A 15,528-nucleotide genomic window follows, 5' to 3' on the forward strand; every position below is an offset into this window, starting at 1 on the left:
GCGCGGCCCCGCCGTGATCAACCCAGGATCTTCGCCAGATACCGGCCGGTGTGGCTCTCGGCCACCGCCGCGACCTCCTCGGGCGTGCCGGTCGCCACCACGGTGCCGCCCCGCGAACCGCCCTCGGGGCCCATGTCGATGACCCAGTCGGCGGTCTTGATGACGTCGAGGTTGTGCTCGATCACCAGCACCGTGTTGCCCTTGTCGACCAGCCCGCCCAGCACGCCCAGCAGCTTGCGGATGTCCTCGAAGTGCAGGCCCGTCGTCGGCTCGTCCAGCACGTAGATGGTGCGGCCGGTGGAGCGGCGCTGCAGTTCCGCGGCGAGCTTCACCCGCTGGGCCTCGCCGCCCGACAGGGTCGGCGCGGGCTGGCCCAGCCGGACGTAGCCCAGGCCCACGTCGTTGAGGGTCTTCATGTGCCGGTGGATCGCGGTGATCGGCTCGAAGAAGGAGACCGCCTCCTCGATCGGCATGTCCAGCACGTCGGCGATCGTCTTGCCCTTGTAGTGCACTTCGAGGGTCTCGCGGTTGTAGCGCGCCCCGTGGCAGACCTCGCACGGCACGTAGACGTCCGGCAGGAAGTTCATCTCGATCTTGATCGTGCCGTCGCCGGAGCAGTTCTCGCAGCGGCCGCCCTTGATGTTGAACGAGAACCGGCCCGGCTGGTAGCCGCGCACCTTGGCCTCGGTGGTGGAGGCGAACAGCTTGCGGATGTGGTCGAACACCCCGGTGTACGTGGCCGGGTTGGAGCGCGGCGTGCGCCCGATCGGCGACTGGTCGACGTGCACGACCTTGTCGAGCTGCTCCATGCCCAGGATGCGCCGGTGGCGGCCCGGCACCGTCTTGGCGCCGTGGAGCTGCTTGGCCAGGGCGTTGTAGAGGATGTCGTTGACCAGCGTGGACTTGCCCGAGCCCGACACCCCGGTGACCGCGGTGAAGATCCCGAGCGGGAACGCCACGTCCACGTTCTGCAGGTTGTTGGCACCGGCGCCCTTGACCGTGATCTCCCGGCCCTTCTCGCGGGGCCGCCGCACCGCGGGCACCTCGATCGCGCGCCGCCCCGAGACGTACTGGCCGGTCAGCGACCGCTCGGAGGCCAGCAGCTCCTCCACCGGGCCGGAGACGACGACCTGGCCGCCGTGCTCGCCCGCGCCGGGGCCGATGTCGACCACCCAGTCGGCGGCGCGGATGGTGTCCTCGTCGTGCTCCACCACGATCAGGGTGTTGCCGATGTCGCGCAGCCGCAGCAGCGTCTCCAGCAGGCGGGTGTTGTCGCGCTGGTGCAGCCCGATGGAGGGCTCGTCCAGCACGTACAGCACGCCGACCAGGCCGGAGCCGATCTGGGTGGCCAGCCGGATGCGCTGGGCCTCGCCGCCGGCCAGGGTGGCCGAGGCGCGGTCCAGGGTGAGGTAGTCCAGGCCGACGTCGAGCAGGAAGCCCAGCCGCGCGTTGACCTCCTTGAGCACCTGCTCGGCGATGTGCCGGTCGCGGTCGCTCAGCTCCATCGAGCGCAGGAAGGCCGCGCACTCGCCGATCGGCATCGCCGAGACCTCGGCGATCGAGCGGCCCGCCACCTTGACCGCCAGGATCAGCGGCTTGAGCCGCGCGCCGTGGCAGGCGGGGCAGGGGATCTCCCGCATGTAGCCCTCGAAGCGGTCGCGGGTGGCGTCGCTGTCGGCCTCGGCGTGCCGCCGCTGGATCCACGGGATGACGCCCTCGTACTCGGTGTAGTACGAGCGCTTGCGGCCGTAGCGGTTGCTGTAGGAGACGTGGACCTGGGTGCTGCTGCCGTGCAGGATCGCCTTGCGCGCCTTGGCCGGGATCTGCCGCCACGGCTCGTCCAGGGCGAAGCCCATCTCGGCGCCGAGCCCCTGCAGCAGGCGCTGGAAGTAGTCGCTGAAGTGCCCGCCCGACCACGGCCCGATCGCGCCGTCTTCCAGGGAGCGCTCCTCGTCGGGGACGACCAGCTCGGCGTCGACCTCCATGCGGGTGCCCAGGCCGGCGCAGTCGGGGCAGGCGCCGTAGGGGGAGTTGAAGGAGAACGAGCGGGGCTCCAGCTCCTCGAACGACAGGTCGTCATACGGGCAGTACAGGTGCTCGGAGTACATGCGCTCGCGGCCCGGGTCGTCCTCGGGGAGGTCGACGAAGTCCAGGATCAGGGTGCCGCCCGCCAGGCCGAGGGCGGTCTCGACGGAGTCGGCGAGCCGGTGCCGCGCGGACTCCTTGACCGACAGCCGGTCGACGATCACCGAGATGTCGTGCTTCTCCTGCTTCTTGAGCTTGGGCGGGTCGTCCAGCCGGATCGCGGTGCCGTCGACCAGCGCCCGGGAGAACCCCTTGCTCTGCAGCTCGCGGAAGAGCTCCAGGTACTCGCCCTTGCGGCCGCGGACCACCGGCGCCAGCACCTGGAACCGGGTGCCCTCGGCCAGCTCCAGCACCCGGTCGACGATCTGCTGCGGGGTCTGCCGGGCGATGGCCCTGCCGCACTCGGGGCAGTGCGGGCGGCCGACGCGGGCGTACAGCAGCCGCAGGTAGTCGTAGACCTCGGTGATGGTGCCCACGGTGGAGCGCGGGTTCTTGGAGGTGGACTTCTGGTCGATGGACACCGCGGGGGACAGGCCCTCGATGAAGTCGACGTCGGGCTTGTCCATCTGGCCCAGGAACTGCCGGGCGTACGCCGACAGGGACTCCACGTACCGGCGCTGGCCCTCGGCGAAGATCGTGTCGAACGCCAGGCTGGACTTCCCCGAGCCCGACAGCCCGGTGAACACGATCATGGAGTCCCGCGGCAGGTCCAGCGAGACGTCCTTGAGGTTGTGCTCGCGCGCGCCGCGAACGACAAGACGATCATGCACGGTGTTGTTTCCCCAGCTCATCGAGATGCCTCCGGAGCGAAAAGGGAGGCCGCGAACAGGCTAACCAGCGGGACCGACGGTTTCGTCCCACATCCGGGTGCGCCGGTTGTCACCGTACACGTGTTCGAAAGGCGTCCGCCACCGATACGCCGCAGCGGCGGATGCTTTCTTCCGGCCGGAGGCGGGGAGGAGTCCGGGCGTGGAAGATCCGCTGGCCCCGTTCGCGGTGATCGTCGTGTTCCTGCTGGTCACCGTGCTGGCGGTGGGCGTGGGGGAGCGGATCCACCGCCCCTACCCGGTGCTGGTGAGCCTGTTCGGGCTGCTCCTGGCCCTGGTGCCCGCCATCCCCGCGGTGCGGATCCCGCCCGGCCTCATCCTCCCGCTGTTCCTGCCGCCGCTGATCTACGCCATGGCGCAGCGCACCTCCTGGCGGATGCTGGTGTCCCGCCGCCGGGTGATCGTGAGCCTGGCCGTGGTGCTGGTGCTCGCCACCGTCGCGGGCGCGGCCGCCGCCGTGCACTGGGCGGTCGCCGGGATCTCCGTGGCCGCCGCCGTCGCGTTCGGCGCGGCGGTCTCCCCGCCGGACCCGGTGGCGGCGGAGGCGGTCGCCGGGCCGCTGCGGCTGCCCCGCAGGCTGATCACGATCCTGCGGGTGGAGGGACTGTGCAACGACGCGACCGCGCTGGTGATCTTCGCGGTGGCCGCGGCCGCGGTGCGCAGCGGCGAGTACTCCCCGCAGAAGGCGCTCCTCCTGTTCTGCTGGGAGGTCGCCAGCGCCGTGCTGCTCGGGCTCTTCCTGGGCTGGCTGGCCACGGCCTGGCAGAAGCGCCTCGCCAACGTCATCGCCCGCAACGCGCTGACCCTGGTCTTCCCCTTCGCCACCTACCTCCTGGCCGACCGCGTGCACTCCTCGGGCGTGCTGGCGGTGCTGGTGGTCAGCCTCTACCTCGGCCAGACGGGCGCCGGCGTGTCCGGGGTGAGCGACCGGCTGGCCGGACGCGCCTTCTGGGACACCCTGGAGCTGCTCATCACCGGGCTGGCGTTCGGGCTGATCGGCCTGGAGCTGCGCGAGGTCCTGCCCCCGGGAGGGGGCAGGCTGGGCGGCTACGTCCTGCACGCGCTGCTGGTGTGGGCGGTGCTGTTCGGGCTGCGCTTCCTGTGGTTCACGGGGTTCGGCACGTTCCTGCGGCGGCGGATGGCCCGCGGCGCCGTCCACGAGGGCGTGGCGCACGGCTGGCGGGAGGACTTCGTCCTGGCCTTCTGCGGCATGCGCGGGCTCGCCACCCTGGCCCTGGCGCTCGCCCTCCCGCTGGAGACGCCGCAGCGGGAGGAGCTGCTCTTCCTCGCGTTCATGGTGATCCTGCTGACCCTGGTGCTGCCGGGGCTGTGCCTGCCCTGGGTGACGCGGGTGCTGGGGGTGCGGGCCGAGGAGGGGGAGGACGAGCGGGCCGTCCGCGACCTGGCGCTGCGCGCCTCCGACGCGGCGCTGCGGCGGCTGCGGGAGCTGGAGGCCGAGGAGAGCCTTCCCCCCGGCTCCGTCCGGCGGCTGGAGTTCGCCCAGTGGTCGCTGGTGGACGAGCTGTGCGACCCCTCCCCCGAGGAGCTGGGCGAAGGGTACGCCGAGCGCCGCGGCAGCATGCGGACGGTGAAGCGGGCGGAGGCGGACATGCTCGCCGCCTCCCGCCGGGAGATCCTCCTCGCCAGGAGCGAGCCGGGGGTCGACCCGGAGCTCGCCGACGAGGTCCTCCTCCGCCTCGACCTGCGCAGCGCCCACCTCATCTAGACGGAGCGCCGGGGCAGCCCCTCCAGGTGGGCGCGCAGCCGGGCGCGCACCTCCTCGGGGGTGATCTGACCGGGGTGGAGCAGCAGGTGCAGGGTGAGTCCGTCGACGAGGGCGTGCAGCCGCACGACCTCGTCGGCGTCGAAGCCCAGGCCGTCCAGGGCCTGGGACAGGAAGCCGCGCAGGGAGCGCTGCACGCGGTCGGACAGCTCCCGCAGCTCGGGGTCGCGCCGGGCGCGGGTGATGAAGCCGAGCCAGGCCCCCGCCTCGAACCGGCGCTCGTCGTCCACCGGGACGAGCTGCTCGCAGTAGGCCAGGAGCCGGTCCACCGGGCTCCCCGTCGGCTCCAGGGCGGTGATGCGCGCGCCCGCCCGCTCGCTCATCCGGTCCATCGCCGAGACGATGAGGTCCTTCTGCTCGGGGAAGTAGTGGCGCAGCGCGCCGGGCGAGCAGCCGGCCTCGGCCGCGACGGTCCGCACGGACACCGCCTCGATGCCGTCGCGGTGGATCACCCGCCACAGGGCCTCGGTGAGCTCCCTGCGCCGGGCCTCGTGGTCGACGATCCTGGGCATGCCTTTTTTATAGCACAGTTGTGTTTTAATCTGAAAAGTACAACTGTGCGAAAACGGGAGGTCCCCATGCTGGTCGCGATGATCGTCGGCGCCGAGGCCGCCTTCTGGGTGGTCCTGGCCCTGGGCCTGCTGGCCCGGTACGCGCTGCGCATGCCGCGCCTGGGCGGCGCGCTGCTGCTGGCCGTCCCGCTGGTCGACCTGTTCCTGCTGGCCGTCGCCTTCCTCGATCTGCGCGGCGGCGGCGAGGTGGGCGTCGCCCACGGCCTCGCGGCCGTCTACCTGGGCGTCTCGGTCGGTTTCGGGCACCGGATCATCGGGCGCATGGACGCCTGGGCCGCGTACCGCTTCGACGGGGCGCCCCGCCCCGCCAAGCCGGCGAAGGGCGGCCCGGCGCGCGCCCGCCACGAGGCCGCGCAGTTCGGGCGGCACGTGGCCGCCTGGGCGGTCGGTTCGGCGCTGCTCATGCTGGGCGTCTGGTACGTCGGCGACGCCGAGCGGACCCGGCCGCTCCTCCACCTGGCCGGGCTGTGGGCGGTGGTCCTGGTCGTGGACGGCGTCGTCACGGCCTACGACGCCGTCAGGGCGCTCGCGTCCCGCGACGAGGGGTCCGGCAGCGGGGCCGCGGGCGGAAAGAGTGCCCGTTATGTCGCTAAAAGTGATAGTTGACGAGAAAAGTGCCCTTCACCTTGAAAGGTAAGCCTTACCTAAATTAGGTTAGGCGAGCCTAATTTGAAGGAGTGGCTCGTATGAAGCGCGTACTGGTGGTGGCCGGAGCGGCCGCCCTGTTGTCGGTGACGGTGCAGGGCGCGGCCCAGGCGGAGACCGAGGCGGGCAAGAAGCCCAAGCTGACCGTCTCGACCGACGTCATCGCCCCCCAGGGCCGGACCGCCGTCACGGTGAAGGGCTCGGGTTACGACGCGAAGAAGGGCGTCTATGTCGCCCTCTGCCAGGACAACGGCGCCGGGAAGAAGCCCGGCCCCTGCTACGGCGGCCGGGAGGGCACGAGCCAGGCGTGGCTGAGCGGCTCGGCGCTGTCGCAGTCCATGGGCGCCGCCAAGCTGAACGCCAAGGGCTCCTTCAGCGTGAAGCTGACCCTGGAGGCCAGGGGCGAGGGCCTGGACTGCACCAAGGTCAAGTGCGTCATCGCCAGCCGCAACGACCACTTCGCCACCGACGACCGCGGCCAGGACGTCCTGGTCCCCGCCCGCGTCGGCCGCCTCGGCTCCTCGAAGTTCGGCCGCCTCGGCGCCAAGAAGGGCAAGCTGAACGTCGTCCTCACCCACACCCTGGACGGCCGGAAGGCGGCCTGGCGCGGCCAGCGCGTGTACTTCGAGCTGAAGAAGAAGGGCAAGTGGGTCCGCGTCGCGTCCGCTCTGACGTCCGCGAACGGCACCGCCAAGGCCAAGGTCGCCAAGAAGGGCGCCTACCGCGCGGTCTTCACCGGCACCAAGCGCGCCGTCAGCAAGACCGCCAGGTACTGAGACACGGCCGACACCCGACCCGGTGCGGGGCACTGCGGACCATCGGCCAAGATGGGGCGCATGGCTGAAGAACTCACACGACGCGCGGCCCTGGGAGTGGCCGGTCTGACGGGGCTGGCGGGCGTCGCCGGCTGCGCCTCCGGGAGCGGCCCGGAGGCACCCGCCAACCTCTCCGGCAAGGAGGTCGCCAAGGTCTCCGAGGTGCCCGTCGGAGGCGGGCGGCTGAACGGGGAGCTGAAGCTCCTCGTCACCCAGCCGACCGAGGGGGTCTTCAAGGTCTTCACCTCCAAGTGCCCCCACCAGGGCTGCGGCGTCGGCGTCCCCAAGGACGGCATCGCCGACTGCCCCTGCCACGGCAGTGAGTTCGACATCACGGACGGCTCGGTCAAGAAGGGCCCCGCCAAGACGGGTCTGCGCGAGTACCCCGCCGAGGTCAAGAACGGAGCCGTAGTCGTCATCTGAGCCGTGTCCTTCCGGAGAGAGCGGCCCCCGGACCCCCGCGGCGGGTTCGGATGATCCTCGCTGCGCCGCGGTCATCTGAACCCTTACTCTGGCGGGATGGCAGATCCCGCGTCCTACAGGCCGGCCCCCGGGACGATCCCCGAGACCCCGGGGGTCTACCGGTTCCGCGACGAGCACGGCCGGGTCGTCTACGTGGGCAAGGCCAAGAACCTCCGCGCCCGGCTGAACTCCTACTTCGCCGACCACGCCGGCCTGCACGTGCGCACCCAGAGCATGGTCACCACCGCGGCGTCCGTGGAGTGGACGGTGGTGGGCACCGAGGTCGAGGCGCTCCAGCTGGAGTACTCCTGGATCAAGGAGTACGACCCGCGCTTCAACGTGCGCTACCGGGACGACAAGTCCTACCCCTACCTGGCCGTCACCCTGAACGAGGAGTACCCCCGGGTGACGCTCATGCGCGGCGCCAAGCGCAAGGGCGTGCGCTACTTCGGCCCCTACTCCCACGCCTGGGCCATCCGCGAGACCGTCGACCTCCTGCTGCGGGTCTTCCCGGTGCGCACGTGCAGCGCCGGGGTCTTCAAGCGGCACGGCCAGATCGGCCGCCCCTGCCTGCTCGGCTACATCGGCAAGTGCTCGGCGCCCTGCACGGGCAAGGTGAGCGCCGCCGAGCACCGCGCGCTGGCCGACGACTTCTGCGACTTCATGGCGGGCAACACCGGCCGCTTCCTCAAGCGGGTCGAGCGGGAGATGTTCGCCGCCGCCGAGGACGAGCGGTTCGAGGTCGCCGCCCGCCGCCGCGACGACCTGCGCGCCCTGGAGCGGGCGCTGGAGAAGCAGGCGGTCGTGCTGGGCGACGACACCGACTGCGACGTGATCGCCTTCGCCCGCGACCGGCTGGAGGCCGCCGTCCAGGTCTTCTACGTGCGGGGCGGGCGCATCCGCGGCCAGCGCGGCTGGGTGGTCGACCTGGTGGAGGAGCGCACCACCGGCGAGCTCGTCGAGGACTTCCTGCTGCAGTGCTACGGCGAGGACGACGTGGTGCCGCGCGAGGTCCTGGTCCCCGAGGAGCCGCCGGACCGCGAGGCCATGGACGAGCTGCTGTCGGAGGCCCGCGGCACCCGCGTGCGCATCCGGGTGCCCCGCCGCGGCGACAAGAAGGACCTGCTGGCCACGGTCGAGCGCAACGCCCAGGAGGCGCTGCGCCAGCACCGCACCCGCCGCGCCGCCGACCTCACCGCCCGCAGCCGCGCCCTCCAGGAGCTGCAGGAGGCGCTCGGCCTGGACCAGGCGCCGCTGCGCATCGAGTGCTTCGACGTCTCCAACCTCCAGGGCACCGAGGTGGTCGCCTCGATGGTCGTCTTCGAGGACGGCCTCGCCCGCAAGCCCGAGTACCGCCGCTTCACGATCAAGTCGTTCCAGGGCCAGGACGACGTGCGCGCCATGCACGAGGTGATCACCCGCCGGTTCAAGCGCTACCTGGCCGAGTCGCAGAAGGCGGGGGAGCCCTCTCCCGAGAACGGCGAGGGCGGCGAGCGCAGCGCGGGCCTCCTGGCGTCCTACGGCTTCGGCGACGCCGGCGAGGAGGACGAGACGCCGCGCGGCCCGCTGGACCCCGAGACGGGCCGGCCCCGTAAGTTCGCCTACCCGCCGAACCTCGTGGTGGTCGACGGCGGCCCGCCCCAGGTCGCCGCCGCCCAGCGCGCCCTGGACGAGCTGGGGATCGACGACGTCGCCGTCTGCGGCCTGGCCAAGCGGCTGGAGGAGGTGTGGCTGCCCGGCGACGCCGACCCGGTGATCCTGCCGCGCACCAGCGAGGGCCTCTACCTGCTGCAGCGGGCGCGGGACGAGGCGCACCGCTTCGCGATCACCTTCCACCGGGCCAGGCGCTCCAAGAAGATGACCACCAGCGAGCTGGACGCCGTGCCGGGCCTGGGCCCCGCCCGGCGCGCCGCGCTGATCAAGCACTTCGGCTCGGTGCGCCGGCTGAAGGAGGCGACGGCCGAGCAGATCGCCGAGGTGCCGGGCATCGGGCTCCGCACCGCGCAGACCATCAGAGAAGCCCTCCAGGGGGGAGCGGGATGACAACCCATCTTCCGGACATAGTCATTGTCACGGGAATGTCCGGGGCGGGCCGCAGCACCGCGGCCAAGGCCCTGGAGGACCTCGACTGGTTCGTGGTCGACAACCTCCCGCCGGGGCTGCTGGCCACCATGGCCGACCTCGGCGGGCGGGTGCAGAACGCGGTGCCGCGCATCGCGGTGGTGGTGGACGTGCGCAGCCGCGCCTTCACCTCCGACCTCGAGTCGGCGATCAAGGACCTGGAGCAGCGCGGGGTGCGGCCCCGGGTGCTCTTCCTGGAGGCCGCCGACGAGGTGCTGGTGCGCCGGTTCGAGAGCGTGCGCCGCCCGCACCCGCTCCAGGACGACGGCCGGGTCGTGGAGGGCATCGCCCGCGAGCGCGCGCTGCTGCTGGAGATCAGGGCCGAGGCCGACCTGGTGGTCGACACCTCCAACCTGAACGTGCACCAGCTGCGGGCCAAGGTCGTCGGCTACTTCGGCGAGCCGGGCGACGAGTCCAGCCTGCGCGCGACCGTGGTGTCCTTCGGCTACAAGTACGGCCTGCCGGTGGACGCCGACCTCGTCGTGGACTGCCGCTTCCTGCCCAACCCGCACTGGGTGCCCGAGCTGCGCCCGCAGAACGGCAGGGACGCCCCGGTCCGCGACTACGTGCTGGGCCAGCGCGGCGCCAAGGAGTTCCTCGACTCCTACACCGAGGTCCTGCGGCTGCTGGCCGCCGGATACGAGCGCGAGGGCAAGCACTACGTGACGCTGGCGGTGGGCTGCACCGGCGGCAAGCACCGCAGCGTGGCGATGGCCGAGCAGCTGGGCCAGCGATTGCGCGACGAGGGGATCGACGTCCAGGTGACCCATCGAGACCTCGGCAGGGAATAAGTGAAGAACCCCAAGGTGGTCGCCCTGGGGGGCGGACACGGCCTGTACGCCTCGCTGTCGGCGCTGCGCACGGTGACCGACCGGCTCACCGGCGTGGTGACGGTCGCCGACGACGGGGGGTCCAGCGGGCGGCTGCGCCGCGAGCTGGGCGTCATCCCGCCCGGCGACCTGCGCATGGCCCTGGCCGCCCTGTGCGGCGACGACGAGTGGGGCCGCACCTGGAGCGAGGTGATCCAGCACCGCTTCCGCAGCGAGGGCGACCTGCACGAGCACGCCGTGGGCAACCTCCTCATCGTCGCGCTGTGGGAGCTGCTGGGCGACACCGTCGCGGGGCTGGGCTGGGTGGGCAGGCTGCTGGGCGCGCAGGGCCGGGTGCTGCCGATGGCGACGGTGCCGCTGGACATCGTCGCCGACGTGCTGGGCGCCGACCCGGCCGAGCCCGACCGGATCTCCCAGGTGCGCGGGCAGGTCGCCTGTGCGAGCACCCCCGGCAAGGTGCTGGGCGTCTCCCTGGTCCCCCCGGACCCCCCGGCCAGCCCCGAGGCGCTGCAGGCCATCCACGAGGCCGACTGGGTGGTGTTCGGGCCGGGCTCCTGGTTCACCAGCGTGCTGCCGCACCTGAAGGTGCCCGAGCTGCAGCGGGCCCTGGTGGAGACCCCCGCCCGCCGGGTGGTGGCGCTGAACCTGGCGCCGCAGCCCGGCGAGACCGACGACTTCTCCCAGCAGGCGCATCTGGAGGTGCTGGCCGAGCACGCGCCGGACCTGCGGATCGACGTGGTGCTGGCGGACGCCGGCGTCGTGGAGGAGCCGGAGGCGCTCGACAAGGCGGTGCAGGAGCTCGGCGGCTCCCTGGTGCTGGCCGAGGTCGCCATGAAGGACGGCTCTCCGCGTCATGATCCGGCGCTGCTGGCCCAAGCTTTCGTACAGATCTTCGCCACCGGCACCGGGGGATCACGGAATCCGGGAGACTGGTGAAGCTGTCTGACGGGCCCGGTCAGGATCGGGCCGGCGCGGGAGGAAGGGATCGATCATGGCGATGACCGGCGTGGTGAAGGACGAGCTGAGCCGGCTCACCATCTTGAAGCCCTGCTGCCGCAAGGCCGAGGTCTCCACGATTCTGCGGTTCGCCGGCGGCCTGCACCTGGTCAGCGGGCGGATCGTCATCGAGGCCGAGCTCGACACCGGCTCGGCGGCGCGGCGGTTGCGCAAGGACGTCTCCGAGGTCTTCGGGCACACCTCGGACGTGATCGTGCTGGCGCCCAGCGGGCTGCGCAAGGGCAACCGGTACGTGGTGCGGGTGATCCGGGACGGGGAGTCCCTGGCCCGCCAGACCGGCCTGATCGACAACCACGGGCGCCCGGTGCGCGGCCTGCCCCGCCACGTGGTGGCGGGCGCGGCCTGCGACGCCGAGTCCGCCTGGCGGGGGGCGTTCCTGGCGCACGGCTCGCTGACCGAGCCGGGCCGCTCGATGTCCCTGGAGGTCACCTGCCCCGGGCCCGAGGCGGCGCTGGCGCTGGTGGGCGCCGCCCGGCGGCTGAAGATCCACGCCAAGGCGCGCGAGGTGCGCGGGGTGGACCGGGTGGTGGTGCGCGACGGCGACGCGATCTCGGCGCTGCTGACCCGCCTGGGCGCGCACGACAGCGTGCTGGCCTGGGAGGAGCGGCGGATGCGCCGCGAGGTGCGGGCGACGGCCAACCGGCTCGCCAACTTCGACGACGCCAACCTGCGCCGTTCGGCGCGGGCGGCGGTCGCGGCGGGCGCCCGGGTGGCGCGGGCGATGGAGATCCTCGGCGACGACGCGCCCGAGCACCTGATCGCCGCGGGGCGGCTGCGGCTGGAGCACAAGCAGGCCTCGCTGGAGGAGCTGGGCCAGCTGGCGGTGCCGCCGCTGACCAAGGACGCGATCGCCGGGCGGATCCGGCGGCTGCTGGCGATGGCCGACAAGCGCGCGGCCGATCTCGGACTTCCGGGGACGGAGGCGAATCTCACCCCGGACATGCTTGTACCGTGACGAATTTCCCATCCGCCCCGTGTCACTGCTTCCGGTGCGCGGGGCGGGCGCGTGCAGGGCTCCTGCTCATCCGCTTGGTCTAGACCGATCTTCTATACCAATACGGTCTAGACCTCCTGGATCACCCGTGCGGGGAGGGGGTCTCCCCTGGTCCGGGGCGGTGCGCCCACCCCGGACTTCACCCCGGACCAGTGGCGGAGTTCACGCGGCCCGTTCGGTAGGGTCGGGTCTGGAACAGGGCGCGTCAGGGTCCTGGTAGTAGACGCAACGCTTGAGGAGAGTCGTGACCATCCGAGTAGGCATCAACGGCTTTGGCCGGATCGGCCGCAACTTCTACCGCGCCGTTAAGGCCAGCGGCGCCGACATCGAGATCGTGGCGGTCAACGACCTGACCGACACCGCTACCCTCGCCCACCTGCTCAAGTACGACAGCATCCTCGGCCGCTTCCCCGAGGAAGTGAAGGCCGGCGCGGGTGAGATCATCGTCGGCGGCAAGAGCATCAAGGTCTTCGCCGACCGCGACCCCGCCAACCTGAAGTGGGGCGACGTCGGCGTCGACATCGTCGTGGAGTCCACCGGCTTCTTCACCGACGCCACCAAGGCCAAGGTGCACGCCGACAACGGCGCCAAGAAGGTCATCATCTCCGCCCCGGCGAAGAACGAGGACATCACCATCGTCCTGGGCGCCAACGACGACCTGTACGACCCGGCGAACCACACCGTCATCTCCAACGCGTCCTGCACCACCAACTGCCTGGCGCCGCTGGCCAAGGTCCTCAACGACTCCTTCGGGATCGAGAAGGGCCTGATGACCACCATCCACGCCTACACCCAGGACCAGAACCTCCAGGACGCCCCGCACAGCGACCTGCGCCGCGCCCGCGCCGCCGGCCTGAACATCGTCCCGACCTCCACCGGCGCCGCCAAGGCCATCGGCCTGGTCCTGCCCGAGCTGCAGGGCAAGCTCGACGGCTACGCGCTGCGCGTGCCGATCGCCACCGGCTCGGCGACCGACCTCACCGTCACCCTCTCCCGCGAGACCACCGTCGAAGAGGTCAACGCCGCCTTCAAGGCCGCCGCCGAGGGCCCGCTCAAGGGCTACCTCACCTACACCGAGGACGCGATCGTCTCCAAGGACATCGAGACCGACCCGTCCTCCTGCATCTTCGACGCCGGCCTGACCAAGGTCATCGGCGACCAGGTCAAGGTCGTCGGCTGGTACGACAACGAGTGGGGCTACTCCAACCGCCTCGTCGACCTCATCAAGCTCGTCGGCGCGAGCCTGTAAGTGATCGTGCGACGTCGTGCCGTGCTCCCCGGGGAGCACGGCACGACGTCGGCTTTGAGCGTCGGGAGCGCCGCGGTGCGAAGCGGCAGGACGAACAGGTGGGGTAATGAAGACTGTTGACGATCTCGAGGTCAGGGGCAGGCGGGTCCTCGTCCGGACGGACCTGAACGTGCCGCTCAAGGACGGCGTCATCACCGATGACGGGCGGATCCGGGCGAGCCTGCCGACGATCCGGAAGCTGATCGACAAGGGCGCGCGGGTCGTCGTCGTGGCGCACCTGGGGCGCCCCAAGGGCGAGCCCAAGCCGGAGTTCTCCCTGGCGCCGGTCGCGGTGCGGCTGGGCGAGCTGCTGGGCAAGGACGTCGCCTTCGCCACCGACACCGTCGGCGACTCCGCCAAGGCCGCCGTGGCGGGCCTGGGCGACGGCGACGTGGCGCTGCTGGAGAACCTGCGGTTCGCCGCGGCCGAGACCAGCAAGGACGACGCCGAGCGCGGCGCGTTCGCCGACGAGCTCGCGGCGCTGGCCGACGTGTACGTGGGCGACGGGTTCGGCGCGGTGCACCGCAGGCACGCCTCGGTCTACGACGTGCCCAAGCGCCTGCCGCACGCGGCGGGCGGGCTCATCGCCACCGAGGTCGACGTGCTGAAGAAGCTGACCGAGGACGTCGCGCGCCCGTACGCGGTCGTGCTGGGCGGCTCCAAGGTCTCCGACAAGCTCGGTGTCATCGACAACCTGCTGGAGACCGCCGACCGCATCCTCATCGGCGGCGGCATGCTCTTCACCTTCCTCAAGGCCCAGGGCCACGAGGTCGGCAAGTCCCTGCTCGAAGAGGACCAGATCCCCACCGTCCTGGAGTACCTCGAGCGCGCCGAGGCCAAGGGCGTGGAGTTCGTCCTGCCCGTGGACATCGTCGCCGCGACCGCGTTCAGCGCGGACGCCGAGCACGACGTGGTGCCCGCCGACGCGATCCCCGCCGACCGGCTCGGCCTGGACATCGGCCCCGAGTCCGGCAAGCTCTTCGCCTCCCGGCTCGCCGACGCCAAGACCATCTTCTGGAACGGCCCGATGGGCGTGTTCGAGATGGAGCCCTACTCGCACGGCACCCGCGCGGTGGCCCAGGGCCTCCTGGACTCCGACGCCTTCACGGTCGTCGGCGGCGGCGACTCCGCGGCGGCCGTCCGCACCCTCGGTTTCGACGAGAACGCCTTCTCCCACATCTCCACCGGCGGCGGCGCCAGCCTGGAGTACCTCGAAGGCAAGACCCTGCCCGGCCTGGAAGCTCTGGAGGACTGAAAGACATGGCCCGTAAGCCCCTGATGGCCGGCAACTGGAAGATGAACAACAACCACCTCGAGGCGATCGCGCTGGTGCAGAAGCTCGCGTTCGCGCTCAAGGACAAGGACTACGACGCCGTCGACGTCGCCGTCCTGCCCCCCTTCACCGACATCCGCTCGGTGCAGACCCTCGTCGAGGCCGACCGGCTGAAGATCGCCTACGGCTCGCAGGACGTCTCCGCGCACGCCTCGGGCGCCTACACCGGCGAGATCTCCGGCGCGATGCTGGCCAAGCTCAAGTGCTCCTACGCCACCATCGGCCACTCCGAGCGCCGCCAGTACCACCACGAGACCGACGCGCTGGTGAACGCCAAGACCAAGGCCGCGCTGGCCAACGGCCTCATCCCGATCGTCTGCGTCGGCGAGGGCCTGGACGTGCGCAAGGCCGGCGAGCAGGTGGCCTACACCCTCGCGCAGGTCGACGGCGCGCTGGAGGGGCTCACCGCCGAGCAGGCCAAGGGCGTCGTCATCGCCTACGAGCCGGTCTGGGCGATCGGCACCGGCGAGGTCGCCACCCCCGAGGACGCGCAGGAGGTCTGCGGCGCGATCCGCGGCCGCCTGGAGAAGCTCTACGACGCCGAAGTGGCCGAGAGCGTGCGCATCCTCTACGGTGGCTCGATGAAGTCCTCGAATGTGGCGGGTCTCATGGCGCAGGCCGACGTGGACGGCGGCCTGATCGGCGGAGCCGCGCTCGACGCCGAGGAATTCGTTAAGATCTGCCGATACCGGGAGATCTCGGTGGCGGGTTGAGCCAAACTTGCCCGTGTGACGGGTGGGTTCTGCTGAACCACGG

Annotated in this window: 13 protein-coding genes; 11 read left to right on the top strand and 2 right to left on the bottom strand. The window is 71.5% G+C overall.

Features of this window, described 5'->3' with window-relative positions; genetic code table 11:
* Nucleotides 1–17: 17 nt before the first annotated feature.
* Nucleotides 18–2,855 (bottom strand): excinuclease ABC subunit UvrA, encoded by a 2,838-nt coding sequence (uvrA, locus tag ABD140_RS00190; RefSeq protein WP_344236407.1) that lies wholly within the window; start codon nucleotides 2,853–2,855, stop codon nucleotides 18–20.
* Between the two features lie 199 nt (nucleotides 2,856–3,054).
* Between uvrA and ABD140_RS00195 the strand changes: the two genes are divergently transcribed.
* Nucleotides 3,055–4,638: a cation:proton antiporter gene (locus tag ABD140_RS00195; protein WP_344235311.1), complete on the top strand. Its 1,584-nt coding sequence runs from the start codon at nucleotides 3,055–3,057 to the stop codon at nucleotides 4,636–4,638.
* On the opposite strand, the gene ABD140_RS00200 is transcribed toward ABD140_RS00195, so the two are convergent.
* Entirely contained in the window at nucleotides 4,635–5,207 is a 573-nt protein-coding gene (locus ABD140_RS00200; protein WP_344235313.1) for a TetR/AcrR family transcriptional regulator, read from the bottom strand. The genes ABD140_RS00195 and ABD140_RS00200 overlap by 4 nt on opposite strands.
* Before the next feature lie 66 nt (nucleotides 5,208–5,273).
* Here ABD140_RS00200 and ABD140_RS00205 point away from each other — a divergent pair, with 66 nt between their 5' ends.
* The 10 genes from ABD140_RS00205 to tpiA all read left to right on the top strand — a co-directional run bounded on the left by ABD140_RS00205 (nucleotide 5,274) and on the right by tpiA (nucleotide 15,485).
* On the top strand, nucleotides 5,274–5,873 hold the full coding sequence (locus ABD140_RS00205; protein WP_344235315.1) for a hypothetical protein: 600 nt from the start codon (nucleotides 5,274–5,276) through the stop codon (nucleotides 5,871–5,873).
* An 80-nt stretch (nucleotides 5,874–5,953) separates the two neighbouring features.
* Nucleotides 5,954–6,688 carry a hypothetical protein gene (locus tag ABD140_RS00210; RefSeq protein WP_344235317.1) on the top strand — a complete coding sequence of 245 codons (735 nt, stop codon included), beginning with the start codon at nucleotides 5,954–5,956 and terminating at the stop codon, nucleotides 6,686–6,688.
* 60 nt (nucleotides 6,689–6,748) lie between these two features.
* Complete coding sequence (locus ABD140_RS00215) at nucleotides 6,749–7,150, top strand: Rieske (2Fe-2S) protein (RefSeq protein WP_344235319.1); 402 nt, start codon at nucleotides 6,749–6,751, stop codon at nucleotides 7,148–7,150.
* Nucleotides 7,151–7,246: 96 nt separating this feature from the next.
* Complete coding sequence (gene uvrC / locus ABD140_RS00220) at nucleotides 7,247–9,232, top strand: excinuclease ABC subunit UvrC (protein ID WP_344235321.1); 1,986 nt, start codon at nucleotides 7,247–7,249, stop codon at nucleotides 9,230–9,232.
* Nucleotides 9,229–10,101, top strand: coding sequence for an RNase adapter RapZ (gene rapZ, locus ABD140_RS00225; RefSeq protein WP_344235323.1), 873 nt, complete (start codon nucleotides 9,229–9,231; stop codon nucleotides 10,099–10,101). The genes uvrC and rapZ overlap by 4 nt, the downstream gene beginning before the upstream one ends.
* 15 nt (nucleotides 10,102–10,116) lie before the next feature.
* Entirely contained in the window at nucleotides 10,117–11,076 is a 960-nt protein-coding gene (locus ABD140_RS00230) for a gluconeogenesis factor YvcK family protein (RefSeq protein WP_344236409.1), read from the top strand.
* A 55-nt stretch (nucleotides 11,077–11,131) separates the two neighbouring features.
* A complete protein-coding gene (whiA, locus tag ABD140_RS00235; protein WP_344235325.1) occupies nucleotides 11,132–12,112 on the top strand; it encodes a DNA-binding protein WhiA in 981 nt (326 codons plus the stop codon).
* Nucleotides 12,113–12,395: 283 nt separating this feature from the next.
* The gene (gene gap, locus ABD140_RS00240) at nucleotides 12,396–13,400 is read left to right on the top strand and encodes a type I glyceraldehyde-3-phosphate dehydrogenase (RefSeq protein WP_344235327.1); all 1,005 of its coding nucleotides are present in this window, start codon (nucleotides 12,396–12,398) and stop codon (nucleotides 13,398–13,400) included.
* A gap of 106 nt (nucleotides 13,401–13,506) precedes the next feature.
* Nucleotides 13,507–14,694, top strand: a complete 1,188-nt coding sequence (locus ABD140_RS00245; RefSeq protein WP_344235329.1) for a phosphoglycerate kinase — start codon at nucleotides 13,507–13,509, stop codon at nucleotides 14,692–14,694.
* Between the two features lie 5 nt (nucleotides 14,695–14,699).
* Nucleotides 14,700–15,485, top strand: coding sequence for a triose-phosphate isomerase (gene tpiA, locus ABD140_RS00250; RefSeq protein ID WP_344235331.1), 786 nt, complete (start codon nucleotides 14,700–14,702; stop codon nucleotides 15,483–15,485).
* Nucleotides 15,486–15,528 lie beyond the last annotated feature (43 nt).

Origin of the sequence: Actinocorallia libanotica, from assembly GCF_039525175.1 — a bacterium.
Lineage (GTDB): Bacteria > Actinomycetota > Actinomycetes > Streptosporangiales > Streptosporangiaceae > Actinocorallia > Actinocorallia libanotica.

What these genes read in the sequence shown, in the direction of transcription:
- ABD140_RS00200 (WP_344235313.1), bottom strand. Translation starts at nt 5,207, where the DNA reads ATGCCCAGGATCGTCGACCACGAGGCCCGGCGCAGGGAGCTCACCGAG.
- ABD140_RS00205 (WP_344235315.1), top strand. Translation starts at nt 5,274, where the DNA reads ATGCTGGTCGCGATGATCGTCGGCGCCGAGGCCGCCTTCTGGGTGGTC.
- ABD140_RS00210 (WP_344235317.1), top strand. Translation starts at nt 5,954, where the DNA reads ATGAAGCGCGTACTGGTGGTGGCCGGAGCGGCCGCCCTGTTGTCGGTG.
- ABD140_RS00215 (WP_344235319.1), top strand. Translation starts at nt 6,749, where the DNA reads ATGGCTGAAGAACTCACACGACGCGCGGCCCTGGGAGTGGCCGGTCTG.
- uvrC (WP_344235321.1), top strand. Translation starts at nt 7,247, where the DNA reads ATGGCAGATCCCGCGTCCTACAGGCCGGCCCCCGGGACGATCCCCGAG.
- rapZ (WP_344235323.1), top strand. Translation starts at nt 9,229, where the DNA reads ATGACAACCCATCTTCCGGACATAGTCATTGTCACGGGAATGTCCGGG.
- whiA (WP_344235325.1), top strand. Translation starts at nt 11,132, where the DNA reads ATGGCGATGACCGGCGTGGTGAAGGACGAGCTGAGCCGGCTCACCATC.
- ABD140_RS00245 (WP_344235329.1), top strand. Translation starts at nt 13,507, where the DNA reads ATGAAGACTGTTGACGATCTCGAGGTCAGGGGCAGGCGGGTCCTCGTC.
- tpiA (WP_344235331.1), top strand. Translation starts at nt 14,700, where the DNA reads ATGGCCCGTAAGCCCCTGATGGCCGGCAACTGGAAGATGAACAACAAC.